Genomic DNA, 16,710 nt, shown 5'->3' on the forward strand with positions numbered 1-16,710 from the left:
GTTCTCCTCCTTTTTATTGAACTGTTTCTGCGCTAAGCAAAGCACCTACGTCCACAAAATGTCCGTACAAAGCTGCTGCAGCCGCCATTAATGGACTGACAAGATGTGTTCTGGCTCCTGACCCCTGGCGTCCTTCAAAATTTCGGTTGGATGTTGATGCACAATGCTCTCCGCTTGGCACAATATCATTATTCATGCTCAAACACATGCTGCAGCCTGATTCCCTCCATTCAAAACCAGCCTGCTTAAAGATAAGATCCAGCCCTTCAGCCTCCGCCTGCTTTTTGACCTGCTGTGACCCTGGAACAACCAGTGCACGGACTTGAGGATGAACTTTCTTCCCTCTAATTATTTCTGCGGCCTGTTTTAAGTCTTCCAGCCGGGAATTTGTACAGGACCCGATGAAAACATGCTGAATCTGGATGTCTTCAATTTTCTGCCCTTCCTGCAGCCCCATATAATCTAAAGCTCTAGAAAGTGATTTTTGTTCAAGCTCGTTTTTGCATTCCTCAAGTTTTGGAAGTTTTTCATTCACCTTGGAAGTCATAGAAGGATTCGTCCCCCAGCTGACCATAGGCGCAATATCTGCTGCATCAATTTGAATGGTTTTATCGTATGCCGCATCAGGATCGGATACAAGCTCTTTCCAATTCTCGACCGCCTGTGCAAATTCAGCTCCTTCTGGTGCATACTTCCGTCCTTGCAGATACGCAAACGTCGTTTCATCAGGACTGACAAGCCCCGCCCTTGCTCCTCCTTCAATGGACATATTGCAAATCGTCATTCTTTCTTCCATTGACATTTTCGCAATGGCATCACCGCAATACTCAATAATATGGCCCGTACCAAAGCCAATTCCGTTTTTGGCAATTATATAAAGTATTACATCTTTAGCGGTAACACCTTTTTTCAGATCGCCATTTATCTCCAGCTTTAATGTTTTAGGCTTGCTTTGCCATAAAGTCTGGGTAGCCATGACATGCTCCACTTCACTTGTTCCAATGCCAAATGCTATTGATCCAAAAGCTCCATGAGTCGATGTATGGCTATCACCGCAAACAATTGTCATGCCTGGCTGGGTAAGACCCAGCTCCGGCCCGATAACATGGACTATCCCCTGTTCAGGACTATCCAGCCCGGCAAGAGGGATGCCGAATTCCAGACAGTTTTTTTCCAATGTAGTCATTTGGTTTAGTGCAACAGGATCATTGATGACTTTTCGGTTATCAGTAGGAATATTGTGGTCAACTGTAGCAAACGTTTTATCAGGCCTTCTGACTTTTCTGTTTTTCATTCTTAAACCTGAAAAAGCCTGAGGGGATGTAACTTCGTGCACTAAGTGGAGGTCTATGTACACCAAATCCGGCTTCCCCTCTTCCCTGTGGACTACATGCTTTTCCCAAATCTTATCTATTATTGATTTTCCCATTCCGTTCCACTCCCTTTTTAAAAGAAACACGGCCGATGAAGGCCGTGTCTCAGTTTTTAAAAATCAGCTGAAACTGTGTCCAGCCATCATTTCAGCTTTATGCATAAGCCCCCATGATATTAAGAATAGCTTCGTTATCCAAAAGGGTAGCCTTTACCTCTTCAATCATTTCAGAAGTAGTAACCACCTTTTTTCCAAATGAAACAATATCTCTTGTACGATAGCCAGCTTCAAGTACTTGATTAACAGCATTTTCAACCGCTTCAGCTTCCTCTTCCATTCCGAAAGATAATCGAAGCATCATGGCTGCTGATAAAATCATGGCAATAGGATTGGCTGCATTCTTACCTTGAATATCCGGTGCTGAACCATGGATTGGTTCATATAAATAAGGCCCGTTTTCCGAAATACTGGCGGAAGGAAGCATCCCTAAAGAGCCAGTCAATACAGACGCTTCATCGCTCAAAATATCACCAAACATATTTTCCGTTACTACAACATCGAATTGCTTCGGATTTTTAATCATTTGCATCGCTGCATTGTCAACAAGCATATGCTCCAATGCCACTTCCGGATATTGCTTTGCAATTTCGTCCGCTACCTCTCTCCACATTCGGCTTGATTCCAAAACATTGGCCTTGTCAACAGAAGTCACCTTGCCACGGCGGCTTCCGGCAAGTTCAAAGGCCAGTTTAATGACACGCCGCATTTCTTCTTTTTGATAAAACAATGTATCTACCACAGCATCTTTTCCGTTTTGCTGGGTCCTCTCGCTTGGCTTGCCGAAATACAGGCCGCCAGTTAATTCCCTGACCATCAGCATATCCACACCCTCAATTACTTCATTTTTTAATGGGGAAGTATCAGAAAGGCTGGAATAATATTGAGTTGGCCGCAGATTTGCATAGAGATTCAATTCCTTGCGGATCTTCAAGAGACCCTTTTCAGGACGAAGGTGGGGAGGCTGCTGGTCCCATTTAGGCCCTCCAACCGCTCCAAGCATGACCGCATCGCTATCTTTGCAAAGCTCCAGTGTTTCATCAGGCAGCGGGGTTCCGGCTGTATCAATAGCAGAACCGCCAATTTTGCCATATGAAAATTGGAATTGATGTCCGAACCGTTCTCCAACAGCCTGCAGGACTTCAATTGCTCCCTTCACCACTTCTTTGCCGATCCCATCTCCTGGAAGTACTGCGATACGTTTTTTCATTTTTAATCCCTCCGTCTGTTTTTTTGTTTATTTTTATAGATTATTGTTTTGGTTATAGTGATGTCAGCACGGGGCACTAAAGCGAACCCGCGGGGAGGAAAGGGAGCTTCTATTAATTCGCCTCTACCGCTTGCGCCTGTGCTTTTTCTTTCATATATATCACTCTATTAACAGCGTTCAAGTAAGCCTTTGAGGATGCTTCGAGCACATCCTGGGCCAATCCGCGGCCGCTGGTTTCCATTCCTTCGTAGTTCAGCTTCACATAAACCTGGGCTAAAGCGTCTCTTCCTGCCCCTACGGATTGAATGCGGTAATCAAGAAGGTTAGCTGATCCATTCAGGCATTTTTCCAATGTGTTATAAAGCGCCTCTATGCTTCCTGCTCCAGTACCGGCTTCCTGGATCACTTCGTTGTTTGATCCTGACAGGGTAACAGTTGCTGTTGGAACAGAGTTCGTGCCATACTGAATTTGGATTCCGATCAAATCATAGAATCGCTGTTCCTTGGAGAGCTTCTCTTCAAGTACGATGGCCGCAAGGTCGTCGTCTGTCATCTCTTTTTTGCGGTCGGCCAAATCTTTGAAAACTGTGAATAGCCGGTTTGCTTCTTCATCTGCTACTTCAAGTCCCAGTTCACTCAGGCGGTTTTTAAAGGCATGGCGTCCTGAATGTTTTCCAAGCACCATGGAATTGGATTGGAATCCGACTAGATCAGGGGATATAATTTCATAAGTTGTTTTTTCCTTCAGTACCCCATCCTGGTGTATTCCTGATTCATGTGCAAAAGCATTTCTTCCGACAATCGCTTTATTGGCTGGTACCACCATGCCTGTCAGCTTGCTGATCAGGCTGCTCGTTCTGCTGATTTCCTGAAGATTCAGACGGGTGGAAGCCTGATAATGATTATTTCGGATATAAAGGGCTACCGCCAGCTCCTCCAATGCCGCATTTCCTGCTCTTTCACCAATCCCGTTAATAGTGCCCTCAATCTGCGTTGCTCCATTTTCTATAGCTGAAAGGGAATTAGCTATGGCCATTCCCAAGTCATCATGGCAATGAGCAGATAAGGATACTTTATCAATAGAAGGAACATGATTTCTTAAATATTGAAAAATCTCTCCATATTCCTGCGGTGTTGTGTATCCAACAGTATCCGGTATATTAATGATCCTCGCCCCAGCCTGGATTACCTTTTCGATTATTTCAGCAAGAAAAGGCAATTCCGTCCTGGTAGCATCCTCCGCAGACCATTGGACGATCGGGAACTTTGAAGCAGCATACTTAACTGTTTCCACTGCTGTTTCAACCACTTCTTCTTTCGTTTTCTTTAACTTATATTGTCTGTGAATCGGAGAGGTTGCCAGGAATGTATGTATCCTTGGCTCAGCCCCGTCCTTCAATGCTCCCCATGCGGCATCTATATCAGAGATAACTGCTCTTGCCAGGCCTGTGACCGAGCAATTTTTAATCGTCTGGGCAATTTTCTGTACAGAAGCAAAATCACCTTTTGACGCTGCAGGAAAACCAGCTTCAATAATATCAACATTCAAGCGCTCCAGCTGCCTTGCGATTTCTAACTTTTCGGAGAAGTTAAGGTTTACACCGGCCGATTGTTCCCCATCTCTTAAGGTTGTGTCAAATATCTTAATTGTTCGCACTTACGACCACTTCTTTCTTCTTGCTGCTATTGACAAACGGCATCATTTTGCGAAGCTCTCTTCCAACCTGTTCGATCGGATGCTCATTTTCTCTTTGATTTACGGCATTGAATACCGGTCTATTTGCCTGGTTTTCCAGAATCCAGCCTTTAGCAAAATTGCCTTCCTGGATATCTTTCAAAACTGCCTTCATTTCTTCTTTCACTCTTGCATCTACCACCCGCGGGCCGCTGACAAAATCTCCCCATTGAGCAGTATCTGAGATGGAATAGCGCATTCCTTCCAGACCGCCTTCATACATAAGGTCAACGATGAGTTTTAGCTCATGAAGACATTCGAAGTATGCCAGTTCCGGCTGATAGCCAGCTTCAGTAAGAGTTTCAAATCCTGCTTTCACCAAAGAGGTCAACCCGCCGCATAGCACTGCCTGTTCGCCAAACAGATCTGTCTCGGTTTCTTCTTTAAACGTTGTTTCCAATGCACCTGCGCGAAGAGATCCAATGGCTTTAGCGTAAGCAAGGGCCAGTTCCTTCGCTTCCCCCGTTACGTCCTGATGGACTGCAAACAGTGCTGGGACACCTGCATCCTGTTCATATGTTCTTCTGACCAAATGGCCTGGTCCTTTAGGTGCTACAAGCAGTACATCACACTCTTTTGGAGGCACAATCTGATTAAAATGGATATTAAATCCATGTGCAAACATTAATGCCTGGGTTGATAGATTTGGTTCGATTTCTTCCTTGTATACTTTTGGCTGGAGTTCATCCGGCAATAAGATCATCACTACATCAGACTGTGCAGCAGCCTCAGCGACCGAATATACCTGGAAGCCGTCTTCTTCTGCTTTTTCCCAAGATTTTCCTTTTCTAAGACCGATTACAACTTCAACTCCGCTGTCCCTCATGTTTAACGCATGCGCATGTCCCTGAGAACCGTATCCGATGACCGCTACTTTCTTTCCGTTTAAATAAGCTGCATTTGCATCTCCGTTATAATACATTTTTGCCATGTTTTATCTCCCTCTCCGATTAAAATAATATTTTAGTATTAGATTTATTAAACAATGGAATATGATTTGGACTGCTGTGAAGTACGCTGTGTTCCTCTAGGGAATGCCGTTGTTCCCGTCCGGGCAAGCTCTTTGATTCCATAAGGTTTAATGAGTTCAATGAAAGCTTCTACTTTATCAGATTCACCTGTAATCTGAACGGTCATGCTATCCTTGCTGACATCAATAACAGAGGCTCTGAAGGGTTCAATCAAGGAGTATATTTCATTCCTTGTATAAGGGACCGCCTGAACTTTAATGAGGGCGAGCTCCCTTGCCACTATCGATTGATCCGTGATATCAGTCACTTTTATCACATCGATTTGCTTGTTTAGCTGTTTAGTAATTTGTTCACTGGCACTGGAGTCCTCAACATGGACCACACAAGTGATGCGCGACATCCCTTCATGTTCAGACAGGCCAACTGAAATGCTCTCAATATTAAAGTTTCTTTTGGAAAATAAATTTGTGATTCTGTTTAGAACACCCGGCCGATTCATCACAGTCAGGCATATGACTCTTTTCATGGTTTTACACCTGCCATTTCATGAAGTCCTTTTCCAGGTGCAATCATCGGATACACGTTTTCATCCGGATCCACCCGGAAGTCGATAAGTACTGGTTCGCGGTTATGAAGCACTTCATCCAATAATTCTTCAGCTTCTTCTTCAGATTGAATGACATATCCTTTTATTCCGTAAGCTTCTGCCAATTTTACGAAAGATGGCTGTACTGGAATTTTGCTGTGAGAGAAACGGGATTCATAAAATATCTCCTGCCATTGCCGAACCATGCCAAGGGCCATATTATTAAAAATTATAATTTTCACCGGCAGGTTCATTTCCTGTATAATGGCAAGCTCCTGTGTTGACATCTGGAACCCTCCGTCTCCGCAAATAGCGAGTACGCATGCTTCCGGGTCGGCCAGCTGAGCTCCGATGCTGGCGGGGAAACCAAACCCCATTGTACCAAGCCCTCCTGATGTCACCCATCTGTCTGCCTTATTAAAGCGGTAGTATTGGGCTGCCCACATTTGATGCTGTCCTACGTCTGTTACGACGATGGCATTCCCTTCCGTTTTTGAATGGAGCATTTCCATGACTTTCTGAGGCTTTAATCGTCCAGATTCTTTATCATAGAAATATGGATATTCCTCCTGCCACCTCAGGATGGTTTCCATCCATTCTTTATGGGCCGGGGGTTTTCCATCCTGCAGAATCAGCTGCTCAAGAGCTTCTTTTGCATCTGCCACAATCGGAATGGACGTTGGAACGTTCTTGCCGATTTCAGCAGGATCAATATCAATATGGGCGACTGTTGCATGTGGTGCAAAATGCTGTAAGTTTCCTGTTAGTCTGTCATCAAATCGGGCTCCAATATTTATCAGCAAGTCACATTCTGTGAGTCCCATATTGGCTGTATAACAGCCATGCATCCCTGCCATTCCGATAAATAATGGATGATCTGCGGGGAACCCGCCGAGGCCCAGGAGTGTGTGAATAACAGGAACCTGCTGCTGCTCTGCGTACTCTTTTAATTCTTTGGATGCTCTTCCATGAAGCACGCCAGCACCAGCCAGGATGACAGGCTTTTTCGATCTGCTGACCGCTTCAGTTAATTTCCTTATTTGCAGGTAATTTGGTTTTAATGTCGGCTGATATCCCGGCAGATTCACTTCCTTTTCTTCCTCAGGCTGATCTGAAACTCCCGCAGCAATGTCTTTAGGGATATCGATCAGTACCGGTCCTGGCCTGCCGGTTGAAGCTATATAAAAAGCTTCTTTAATAATTCTCGGGATATCTTCAATGCTGCGGACCTGATAATTGTATTTTGTAATTGGAGTGGTTATCCCCAGGATATCTGCCTCCTGAAAGGCGTCTGATCCAATGACTCCCGTTGCCACCTGGCCTGTAAAAACAATCAGCGGAAGTGAATCCATCATTGCGTCTGCAAGCCCGGTAACAATATTAGTGGCTCCTGGTCCTGAAGTGGCAATTACAACACCCGGCTTTCCAGATATACGGGCATACCCTTCAGCAGCATGAATTCCTCCCTGTTCATGACGCGGCAGCACATGAAGAATCTTTGAATGATACAGTTTGTCGTAGAGTGGAAGAACAGCTCCTCCAGGATAACCAAAAATCACTTCAACATTTTCTTTCTCCAAGGCTCTTAATAACAGATCAGCACCGGTGACAGGATGTGTCTCCGTTTTTGTTTCTGTTAAGGCAGCTTCCTGCAGCATTTGTTGATAACCTCCTCATGTTTTTTACTCCAATATAAAAAGCCCTTCCACCCCTAAAGACACCTATCGATTGTAGGTATAAGGGATGAAAAGGCTTTGATAACCTGTTCCACGGTACCACCCTGATTCACGCTTATAGTGCGTGCACTCATGAACAGCCACATGCTGTCCGTTTTGATAACGGGTGAAGAACACCCGGCAGCCCCTAATCGAACATCTTTCAGGACTGCGCTCAGAGGTGAGTTCATTTTAAGAGGGCATTACCGGTTTTCAGCAGGTCCGGCTCTCTGTGAATGCCTGTCATAAAACTACTTATCCTCTTCTACGCTTTTCCTATTCTGAGATTTTGATCTCATTACACTAACGCTTTAAATCATTGAATTATTAAATAAAAAAAACCCAAAATACTTATTACAAGAATGATTTCACTGAGATGAAGGTTATAATTCTATTTAACTTAAAGGTGTGAATTTCTTATATTGAGGACTATCTTACGCCCATTTTTATCAGCCGTCAACACCCTTTTTATGAATTATTTGATAATTTCGATTAGTCTGTTTTCGTGTATCCGCTTACATTGTTGATATATTCACATTCTCTGGGACAAAAAAATTTTAGATAATTTTTTTATTAAGGGAAATAACACCTGAAATGCGGTTTGAAAATTTAAGAAATTCTAAAATATTTAAGTACTGAAGGCTCTGCTGGCAGACTTCTGCCATTAAAACTAAATTAAAAATAAAAAAACTCACCAAAAAGGTGAGTAAGAATTCGGTAAGATATGTAGTGCTGCCAGATGTGTAAATGGCGTCCCAGGAGAGATTCGAACTCCCGACCGACGGCTTAGAAGGCCGTTGCTCTATCCTGCTGAGCTACTGGGACGTATTGAATATTTTTTCTTGATTGAGATTAATTAACTCAACGACAAGATTTATTATATTAGACAAATGTTAAGAAGTCAACACTTTGTAAGATATTTTTTTATTATTGAGGGAAGACTGGCTTCCCTCAGTTATTATATTCAAATTAATCGCTTTTTACCAGAGAAAAATTTTGTGTCAGTTCAGGAATTTTCCCATTAGATAAGTCATACACATCCAGTGTAACAGCCTTTCCCCTGGCTTCCAGTATGACATAGGTTTTTTCCTTTCTTCCTCTCGGCAGCCGTATGCTCCCAGGGTTAATAAATAATATCCCATTAGACATTTCAGCTCCCAGACCATGTGAATGGCCAAAACATACGATATCTGCTTCCATTTCACGTGCTTTGTATGACAGATTCATTAAGGTAGACTTAACTGAATATCTGTGGCCGTGTGTGACAAAAAAGCGGAGTTCTCCAGCTTCTTCTATTCTATCCTCCGGGAATGCTGCCTCAAAGTCACAATTTCCTCTTACAGCAGCGTAGCCTCTTAATGATTCATGATCTGCCTGAAGCTCAGAATCTCCGCAATGAATCATCAGATCCATATCAGGATGCATTTCGCGGATTTGGCTGAGTTCAGAGGTTAACCCATGGCTATCACTGACTATCAGAACCTTCATGAGTACTCAGCTCCGGCCACGAAAGAGGGAAGCAGCGCCTCCAGCTGTTTTAGAGCATTCGCCCTATGACTGATCTGGCTTTTTTCCTCCGCCATTAATTCAGCCATTGCTTTATCTTTTTCTTCCGCAAAGAAAATAGGATCATAGCCGAATCCATTAGTCCCTCTCTTTTCTCTTAAGATATGGCCTTCACAAGTCCCTGCAACTGTTACAGTAGTTTTTCCGGGTGCAGCGATTGCAAGAGCGCAATAGAACCGCGCCTGCCGCTGATGATCCGGAGTGCTTTCGAGCTCATCGAGAACCTTTTCCATGTTTTTCTGGTCGTTTTTTTCTTCTCCTGCATAGCGGGCGGAATAGATGCCTGGCTTTCCACCTAGAGCATCAATGATCAATCCAGAATCATCGGCAATTACCATTCTCCCAAAAGCTTCAGAAACGGCTTCCGCTTTCAGAATGGCATTCTCTTCAAACGTGCTTCCTGTTTCCTCTACATCGTGAAAATCAGGATAATCCAGCAGCGTTTTAACTTCATACCCAAGAGGTTTGAACATCCGTTCAAACTCTCTGGCTTTGCCTGCATTTTTGGTAGCGATAATCACTTCCTGCATGCTATGACCTCCCCTCCAGCTTTTCTCTTTTGCTTTGAATGCTTTCTGTGATATTCACTCCAAGCGCAGCCTTTTGAAACTCAAACAGCTCTGATATGCCTTCCTGTGCAGCACCCAGCATTTCCTGCAGCTGGGTATAAGAAAAAGTCGCTTCTTCACCCGTTCCCTGAAGCTCCACAAACTCACCGCTGCCAGTCATAACGATATTCATATCTACTTCCGCTGAGGAGTCTTCAATATAATTCAAATCCACTGCAGTCTGCTTGTTTTTAAGAATTCCCACACTTGTGGCAGCAAGAAAATCATTGATTGGGTAGTGAGTAAGCTTCTTGCTGCTGTAAAGTTTATCCATCGCCTGTGACATAGCGACAAAGGCTCCTGTAATGGATGCTGTCCGGGTCCCTCCATCCGCCTGGATTACGTCGCAATCAAGCCAAACCGTTCTTTCGCCAAGTGCTTCAAGATCCACCACTGCACGGAGAGCACGGCCGATCAGACGCTGGATTTCCATTGTTCTCCCTGAGATTTTCCCTTTTGCAGATTCCCTGATATTTCTCTGTTCGGTTGCTCTTGGAAGCATGGAATATTCAGCTGTTATCCAGCCTTTCCCCTGTCCCCTCATAAAAGGAGGGACCCTCTCATCGATACTTGCTGTGCAAATCACCTTCGTGTCTCCCACAGTTATAAGGACAGAGCCCTCAGGATGCTTTAAGTAATCTGTTTCAATATGTATAGGCCTAAGCTGCTTCGGTTCACGTCCATCTGCACGCATAAGCTGATTCCCCCTTCTTTTGCTTATGTTAAAAAAATTATTTAGCCAGGGCATCGCCCTAAGTATGTTTTTGTCCAGGTACATTGGCATGCCTTCATTTTACCAACAAAGAAGAGGCGGCATTAAATGCCAACCTCTTTTTCCTGTTACTATATAGTATAACAAAATCTGCACTATTAAAAACTTCCTGTATTCACATTTTCAGGGCGGGTTACAGGCTCAGATAGTTTTTGGCCATCCTCATTGACAATCTCTGCTTTGCCATCGACTGTGACAGCCACGCTTTCGATGCCCTTTTGTTCTGTCAGTGAAAGGACAAGTGCATTCAGCAAGTGCTTGGAAATCATTTTCTCTTCGAAGCTGCTGAAAACATTTTCATTGAAGTTTAATGTGACTTTTCCTTCTTCAACTTTTGGAGCGTCAAGCAGCTCTACATCCGGAAGGAAGTCTGTCACCAGATTGGAAGCATAGTTCGGCCCTTTTATCAGTTCGGATACAACCGCTTCAACTTTATTGTCGATATCATTGCTGACACGCTTGGTGACAGGCACGTAATAATAGTTTTCTTCATCCCCGCCCAGATAATAAACGGTAATCGGCTTCGTATTCGTGATATCCACTACTTCCGTTGTATCCATGTTTATTCCATTGGCTCTGCTCAACGCCGAACTGACTGGAGTGCCATTCACAGGCATCTCCTTTAATTCATGTCCGTTTAATGTCAGCTTAACTTTATCAATGGAATCAAATTGTGTAAGTGTCCAAGTAATTGATTGGAGAATATTCTTTTCATCTTCCTTAGCATATTCCTTAAATTCTTTTGAAAAATCGACGGTTGCAACTTTATCTTTAATATTTACAGAAACTTTTGTATCAGCCGGAAGGACTGCACGGAAATCATTAGGAAGAAGCTCTGTAACGGGTCCGTTTTCTACCAGGTACTCTAACGCCTGTGTTGCAACTGAATTAGTTTTTGGCAGGTCAATAGTCTGGGGAACGACATACCCGTTCTTATCAATCAAGTAAAGCTCTGTTTTAAGATTTGCCGTAACCCCCTCTTCATTTTCGGCTGTTTCTTTTCCAGCTGTTTCTTCGGCAACACTCTCGCCTTCATCAGTATAAGATACTGCTTTTGGCGGATCGACTTTTTCCTTCCCCTGGCTTCCAAACAATCCGCAGCCTGATAATAGAACAGATGATACCAGCACAGCTGACACTATTGACGTTTTTTTATTTATAGACATACATAATCCCCCCTGAGACAGTTTGTACTACATGTATACGAGCCTATCTGAAATTTAGACCGGCTTTTGGGATAAAAGTGTTAATAGATTTTTGACAAATTTGGACACAACCGAAAGAGAGGTGTAAAATGGCATCCATTAAAAAAAGAAGCCCCATAAGGAGCTTCTCTGTCATATTTGTTTCAGCAGTTCATCTTTTACCAGTACGGCTTTGATTTTAAAATAATCTATTTCTTCCGGAAGTTCTTCTTTGATTGGTTTAAGTTTGTCTCTTCCAGCTTTTTCAGCAGCCTCTAAAACCAGCTTTTCTTCCGTTTCATTGAAAATATCTGACCAATCAATTACATTGCCTTCTCTGATAGAGCGAAATATATGCTCTTGAATTGTTATCGGTGAGAAATTTCGCTTTTTTGCTATTTCTTTTATTGAGTCTCCATCCTTGTAATAGTCAAAGGAAATCTGATAGCTTGGGCGATCATCTATTGGTTCCTCTGTTTTTGAAGGTGCTTCTGCAGCCTGCTTGGGCGAAATATCATGCACTTCGGCATATTCTCTGATAGCCTGGATAAAGTCTTCCCCATACTTTTCAAACTTCATTTGCCCTACACCTTTAATATTTAACATCATGTCCTTGCTGACGGGAAAATAGCGGCTCATGTCTTTTAATGATGCATCAGTAAATACTACGAAAGGAGGGACATTTTCCTCATCTGCAATCTTTTTCCTGAGCTTTCTCAGCATCTCGAACAGCTCATTGTTTTCCTCTGTCTCCTGAACAGGCACCGGCTCACTTATTTTCATAAATAACTTTTTCTGCCCCTTCAACACAGGAACCACACTGGCAGACAGCCTTACTGTCGGATATTTTCCATCTGTTAAAACCAGATAATCCTCAGCCAGCAGATAGTTTATCATATCAGCAATCTCTTTTTCTTTGCGGTTTTTCAGCAAGCCAAATGTTGAAAGTTTATTAAAGTTCATTTCGCGGATTCTCTTGTTATTGGAGCCTTTCAAAACCTGGGCTGTCAAAGTAATGCCAAATCTTTCTCCCATCCGCTTAATGCATGAGAAAATCATTAAAGCTTCCTGAGTAATATCCATGCTTGTCCGTTCATCCAGACAGCTGCTGCATTTGCCGCATCGAAGGGGATCAGCATTCTCATCAAAATATTCAATGATATAGGACTGGAGGCATTTTTCTGTATGGCAGTAATTAACCATATCCTTAAGCTTGCTGTATTCCTGCTCCATTTTTTGTTGATTCAGGCTGCTTTCATCTATCAAAAACTTCTGCAGCTGGATATCCTGAGGGGCAAACAACAGGTAGCATGTGCTATCCACGCCATCTCTGCCAGCCCTTCCTGCTTCCTGATAATAGGCTTCAATGTTCCGCGGAAGATTATAGTGGATGACATATCTGACATTGGATTTATCAATCCCCATTCCAAAAGCATTCGTGGCGATCATAATGTCTGATTCATCGTATACAAAGGCATCCTGTGCTTCTTTTCGTTCTTCTTCCTTTAAGCCTGCATGATACTTGGCAGGTGAGCAGTCCTTGCTTTTTAAAAATTGGTACAGCTGGTCCGTTTCCTTGCGGCTTGAAGTATATATAATTCCCGCTTCGTTTTTATGTTTCTTGATGGTCTGCAATAAAAAGTCTCTTTTGTTAACACCTTTCAAAACGTGGAAAGATAAATTCTCTCTTGCAAAACCGGTAATGAACGTATGTTCCTCTCCGATATTTAAAAGCCTGCGAATATCATCTGCGACGTCACGGGTTGCTGTTGCTGTCAAAGCAGCGATTACAGGTTTCTGGTTCAAGCTGTTAAGCTCTGCGACAACAGAACGATAACTTGGTCTAAAATCATGGCCCCATTGAGAGATGCAGTGCGCCTCATCAAAGACGATAGCACTAATTGAAATACCATTTAATAATTCCAAAAAGGCCTTGGAACCAAATCGTTCCGGGGCCACATACACGAGCTTATATTCACCATTGCGTATTCCGGCCACAACATGCTGATACTCGGCAGAAGACAGCGTGCTGTTGATAAAAGCAGCCGGGATGCCGGCAAGGCTAAGAGCATCTACTTGATCTTTCATCAGGGAAATTAATGGAGAAATTACAATGGCCGTTCCGGGGAGTACAAGAGCGGGTATTTGGAAGCAGATTGACTTTCCGCCTCCAGTTGGGAGAATGCCAAGAGTATTGGTTTGAGAAAGGATATTTTGAATAATCTCCTGTTGACCAGGGCGGAAAGAGGTATATCCAAAATATTTTTTAAGATAGTTTTCGGCTTGTGCCAGCAAATTGATCACCAACTCAACTAATATATTTTGTCTTTCATTCTCATGATACCAAAGCTTTTTTAAAATGTAATCCTAAAAGAAAAAAACACCTTCTGAAAAAGTTCAGAAGATGTCTGCAGTTATTAAAGCGATATTTTTTCTACGGTATTTACAGGAAACCCCAGCCACTTTGAAGCAATTTTAGAAAAAATGGCTGTTGAGCCCGTTGTGCAAAATTTATATTCAGGGTTCTCTGCAGCAGCTTTTAGCATTCCATAGTGATGCAGAATGGTACTTGCTTCCCTTGCTGTTTCTTCACCGGAACTGATGACATTTACGTCTTTTCCCATTACATTTTTTATAATTGGTTCTAATAAAGGATAATGGGTACATCCGAGAATAAGTGTATCCATTCCTTTGCCTTTAATAGGCTGAAGAGTCTCAGCCACGATTTTTTTGGCAACAGATCCTTCATACTCACCGCTCTCTACAAGAGGAACGAATTTAGGGCATGCCAGACTATGCACATCAGATTTCCTGTTTAACTGTATCAGCGCATTTTCATATGCCTTGCTTTTGACTGTGCCTTCTGTGCCAATGACACCAATTTTATGATTTTTTGTTACTTTTATAGCTGTTCTGGCCCCAGGAAAAATGACACCGATAACCGGTATCGTGAGTTCCCTGCGTATTTCTTCCAGGGCTACAGCAGTAGCAGTATTACAGGCAATGATCAGCATTTTAATATTTCTGTCAAGCAAGTATTTCGTCATTTGCCAGGTAAAAGATTTTACCTCGTCACCAGGCCGGGGGCCATAGGGGCATCGGGCTGTATCTCCAAGGTAAACAATATCTTCATTTGGCAGCTGCCGCATGATTTCTTTTGCGACTGTTAAGCCTCCGACTCCGGAGTCAATAATTCCTATAGGTTGTTTCACAAGTACCGCCTCATTCTCCTCGCATATCATGGTGTAATTTCATTAAGTTATCTTTTAAGAACAAGACCTCATTATGTGATGAATTTTTCAGAACTTCTTTTAGATAATCCTGGCGTTTTTTTATAACTTCTTCAATAATCCGTTCTCCCTCTTCAAGCAGGTGGATCCTGACCACTCTTCGGTCATTTGGGTCTTTAACCCTCTTCACAAGGGTGTTTTTCTCCATTCGGTCAACAAGATCTGTTGTCGTGCTGCATGCAAGATACATTTTGTTTGATAGTTCACCGATGGTCATATCGCCTTCTTCAAAAAGCCATTGCAATGCAACAAACTGAGGAGGGGTAATGGTGAAATCACTTAGAATTTCCCTTCCCTTCTGCTTGATAATGCCGGATATGTATCTTAAGTCTTTCTCAATTTCAGCTACAACATCATTTATTTCATTTGTTTTAGGATCTTCAAGCTTCATTCTTAAACACTCCCATTTAAGCTTTTACGACGTTTTCTGCCCTTGTGCATTTATTTTCACCTTTTTCCGTATAAATTTCAAGATAGAAATAAAACCAAATAATGAAAAAATCCCTTTATAAATGTGATAACCGGCTTCCCAGAAGGATAGCCGGTCTAAATTAAAGTTCTAGCTCTCCCATTCGAAGGAGCTCTACAACAGCTTGTGATCGCCCCTTTACACCAAGCTTTTGCATGGCATTGGAAATGTGGTTCCGAACCGTTTTTTCACTTATAAACAATTCACCAGCGATTTCCCTTGTTGTTTTATCTTGTACTAACAATTCGAATACTTCTCTTTCTCGTTTGGTGAGTAACGGCTTGTGAGTATATTCATTCTCCTTCAAGTATTGTAACCCTCCTTGCCTTTCGCCAGCTATGAACCGCGGGATGGGTATATATTTAGTCACCATATCATATGTCAGCAAAACAGCCGAAGTGACTATATTTAGTGAAAGGAGAAAGTTATTTTCAAAAATGTGCCATTTGTGCCGCTAGGCTCGTACTTTAACCCCGCTTTTCAGCATTTCTTTCATCTCTGCGGTCCAAGGCACACCCTTGCCTGTCACCTTTGATATGTGCACCATCGTGCCCCTGCCGGTGAAGCAAACTGAACCGTCTGATTTCTTGCCCATATAATGAAGATCAACAGAAGAATTACCTATCGAAGCAGCTTTTACATAAATTTGTATCTCTTCATCAAAGAAAACCTGGCAGATAAAATCGCATTGGAGGTCTGCTACGACTGGTATGGTTTCATTATCATGTTTTACCCAGTCCTGCATAAAGCCTTTGCTTTTGAAGAATTCTATCCGTGCTTCTTCATAATATGTAAATGGAACGGTATTGTTCAAATGTCCAAACATATCTGTTTCAGAAAATCTGACTTTTACTGGATGGAAGAAAATAAATTCTGCTTCCCATTTTTTAAAATCGTCAATATAGCTCAATTTTTTCATGTTGGTTCCTCCCGGCTATTTATGAATGAGCGCTCACTCTGTTGTATTCCATTATAGTGTTTTTTGAATTATTTGAAAACCATTCCGCATGTGTTAAAATATAATGCCTCTACTCAAATTATGAAAAATTCATTCTGCCCGTTGATTTCCGCTGCAGGCACTCGAGCTTTCCCACGGGGCTGCCGACGCTCCTCGTCGCTTAGCATCCGCGGAGTCTCCCTTGGTACTCTACTCCCGCAGAACGTCGAATAAACTT

General features: G+C 42.7%; 15 protein-coding genes, 1 tRNA gene and 1 other annotated feature. All 16 genes read right to left on the minus strand.

From position 1 onward, the window contains the following. Positions 1–13: 13 nt before the first annotated feature. The 16 genes from leuC to ACR42H_RS21530 all read right to left on the minus strand — a co-directional run bounded on the left by leuC (position 14) and on the right by ACR42H_RS21530 (position 16,454). Positions 14–1,429 carry a 3-isopropylmalate dehydratase large subunit gene (gene leuC, locus ACR42H_RS21455; RefSeq protein ID WP_113882676.1) on the minus strand — a complete coding sequence of 472 codons (1,416 nt, stop codon included), beginning with the start codon at positions 1,427–1,429 and terminating at the stop codon, positions 14–16. A 97-nt stretch (positions 1,430–1,526) separates the two neighbouring features. Further along, positions 1,527–2,639: a 3-isopropylmalate dehydrogenase gene (gene leuB, locus ACR42H_RS21460; RefSeq protein WP_113882675.1), complete on the minus strand. Its 1,113-nt coding sequence runs from the start codon at positions 2,637–2,639 to the stop codon at positions 1,527–1,529. A gap of 112 nt (positions 2,640–2,751) precedes the next feature. Next, entirely contained in the window at positions 2,752–4,296 is a 1,545-nt protein-coding gene (locus ACR42H_RS21465) for a 2-isopropylmalate synthase (protein ID WP_113882674.1), read from the minus strand. Beyond that, on the minus strand, positions 4,283–5,305 hold the full coding sequence (ilvC, locus tag ACR42H_RS21470; protein WP_113882673.1) for a ketol-acid reductoisomerase: 1,023 nt from the start codon (positions 5,303–5,305) through the stop codon (positions 4,283–4,285). The genes ACR42H_RS21465 and ilvC overlap by 14 nt, the downstream gene beginning before the upstream one ends. Positions 5,306–5,352: 47 nt before the next feature. Then, on the minus strand, positions 5,353–5,871 hold the full coding sequence (gene ilvN / locus ACR42H_RS21475; RefSeq protein WP_009333175.1) for an acetolactate synthase small subunit: 519 nt from the start codon (positions 5,869–5,871) through the stop codon (positions 5,353–5,355). After that, on the minus strand, positions 5,868–7,589 hold the full coding sequence (gene ilvB, locus ACR42H_RS21480) for an acetolactate synthase large subunit (protein WP_113882672.1): 1,722 nt from the start codon (positions 7,587–7,589) through the stop codon (positions 5,868–5,870). The genes ilvN and ilvB overlap by 4 nt, the downstream gene beginning before the upstream one ends. A gap of 78 nt (positions 7,590–7,667) precedes the next feature. Continuing rightward, positions 7,668–7,923, minus strand: a binding site (T-box leader). 471 nt (positions 7,924–8,394) lie between these two features. Beyond that, positions 8,395–8,471 (minus strand) — tRNA-Arg (locus ACR42H_RS21485). Positions 8,472–8,615: 144 nt separating this feature from the next. Next, entirely contained in the window at positions 8,616–9,134 is a 519-nt protein-coding gene (locus ACR42H_RS21490) for a metallophosphoesterase (RefSeq protein WP_436373152.1), read from the minus strand. Next, positions 9,131–9,742 carry an XTP/dITP diphosphatase gene (locus tag ACR42H_RS21495; RefSeq protein ID WP_436373154.1) on the minus strand — a complete coding sequence of 204 codons (612 nt, stop codon included), beginning with the start codon at positions 9,740–9,742 and terminating at the stop codon, positions 9,131–9,133. Before ACR42H_RS21495 ends, ACR42H_RS21490 begins: the two co-directional genes overlap by 4 nt. Before the next feature lies 1 nt (position 9,743). Next, positions 9,744–10,514: a ribonuclease PH gene (rph, locus tag ACR42H_RS21500; RefSeq protein ID WP_113882669.1), complete on the minus strand. Its 771-nt coding sequence runs from the start codon at positions 10,512–10,514 to the stop codon at positions 9,744–9,746. A 176-nt stretch (positions 10,515–10,690) separates the two neighbouring features. Further along, positions 10,691–11,758, minus strand: a complete 1,068-nt coding sequence (locus tag ACR42H_RS21505) for a GerMN domain-containing protein (RefSeq protein WP_113882668.1) — start codon at positions 11,756–11,758, stop codon at positions 10,691–10,693. Positions 11,759–11,929: 171 nt separating this feature from the next. Further along, positions 11,930–14,071, minus strand: coding sequence for a DNA helicase RecQ (gene recQ, locus ACR42H_RS21510; RefSeq protein ID WP_436373157.1), 2,142 nt, complete (start codon positions 14,069–14,071; stop codon positions 11,930–11,932). A 122-nt stretch (positions 14,072–14,193) separates the two neighbouring features. Then, a complete protein-coding gene (racE, locus tag ACR42H_RS21515; protein ID WP_113882666.1) occupies positions 14,194–14,988 on the minus strand; it encodes a glutamate racemase in 795 nt (264 codons plus the stop codon). Positions 14,989–14,998: 10 nt separating this feature from the next. Then, on the minus strand, positions 14,999–15,457 hold the full coding sequence (locus ACR42H_RS21520) for a MarR family winged helix-turn-helix transcriptional regulator (RefSeq protein WP_009333183.1): 459 nt from the start codon (positions 15,455–15,457) through the stop codon (positions 14,999–15,001). A gap of 160 nt (positions 15,458–15,617) precedes the next feature. Then, the gene (locus ACR42H_RS21525) at positions 15,618–15,842 is read right to left on the minus strand and encodes a helix-turn-helix domain-containing protein (protein WP_009333184.1); all 225 of its coding nucleotides are present in this window, start codon (positions 15,840–15,842) and stop codon (positions 15,618–15,620) included. Between the two features lie 147 nt (positions 15,843–15,989). After that, entirely contained in the window at positions 15,990–16,454 is a 465-nt protein-coding gene (locus ACR42H_RS21530; RefSeq protein ID WP_436373160.1) for an acyl-CoA thioesterase, read from the minus strand. Between the last annotated feature and the right edge of the window lie 256 nt (positions 16,455–16,710).

It is taken from the genome of Cytobacillus sp. BC1816, assembly GCF_051353635.1.
GTDB classification, from domain to species: Bacteria; Bacillota; Bacilli; order Bacillales; family Cytobacillaceae; genus Cytobacillus; species Cytobacillus oceanisediminis_C.

Excerpts from the sequence above, each read along its gene's own strand:
- leuC (WP_113882676.1), bottom strand. The coding sequence starts at position 1,429 with ATGGGAAAATCAATAATAGATAAGATTTGGGAAAAGCATGTAGTCCAC.
- leuB (WP_113882675.1), bottom strand. The coding sequence starts at position 2,639 with ATGAAAAAACGTATCGCAGTACTTCCAGGAGATGGGATCGGCAAAGAA.
- ilvC (WP_113882673.1), bottom strand. The coding sequence starts at position 5,305 with ATGGCAAAAATGTATTATAACGGAGATGCAAATGCAGCTTATTTAAAC.
- ilvN (WP_009333175.1), bottom strand. The coding sequence starts at position 5,871 with ATGAAAAGAGTCATATGCCTGACTGTGATGAATCGGCCGGGTGTTCTA.
- ilvB (WP_113882672.1), bottom strand. The coding sequence starts at position 7,589 with ATGCTGCAGGAAGCTGCCTTAACAGAAACAAAAACGGAGACACATCCT.
- ACR42H_RS21490 (WP_436373152.1), bottom strand. The coding sequence starts at position 9,134 with ATGAAGGTTCTGATAGTCAGTGATAGCCATGGGTTAACCTCTGAACTC.
- ACR42H_RS21495 (WP_436373154.1), bottom strand. The coding sequence starts at position 9,742 with ATGCAGGAAGTGATTATCGCTACCAAAAATGCAGGCAAAGCCAGAGAG.
- rph (WP_113882669.1), bottom strand. The coding sequence starts at position 10,514 with ATGCGTGCAGATGGACGTGAACCGAAGCAGCTTAGGCCTATACATATT.
- ACR42H_RS21505 (WP_113882668.1), bottom strand. The coding sequence starts at position 11,758 with ATGTCTATAAATAAAAAAACGTCAATAGTGTCAGCTGTGCTGGTATCA.
- ACR42H_RS21520 (WP_009333183.1), bottom strand. The coding sequence starts at position 15,457 with ATGAAGCTTGAAGATCCTAAAACAAATGAAATAAATGATGTTGTAGCT.
- ACR42H_RS21530 (WP_436373160.1), bottom strand. The coding sequence starts at position 16,454 with ATGAAAAAATTGAGCTATATTGACGATTTTAAAAAATGGGAAGCAGAA.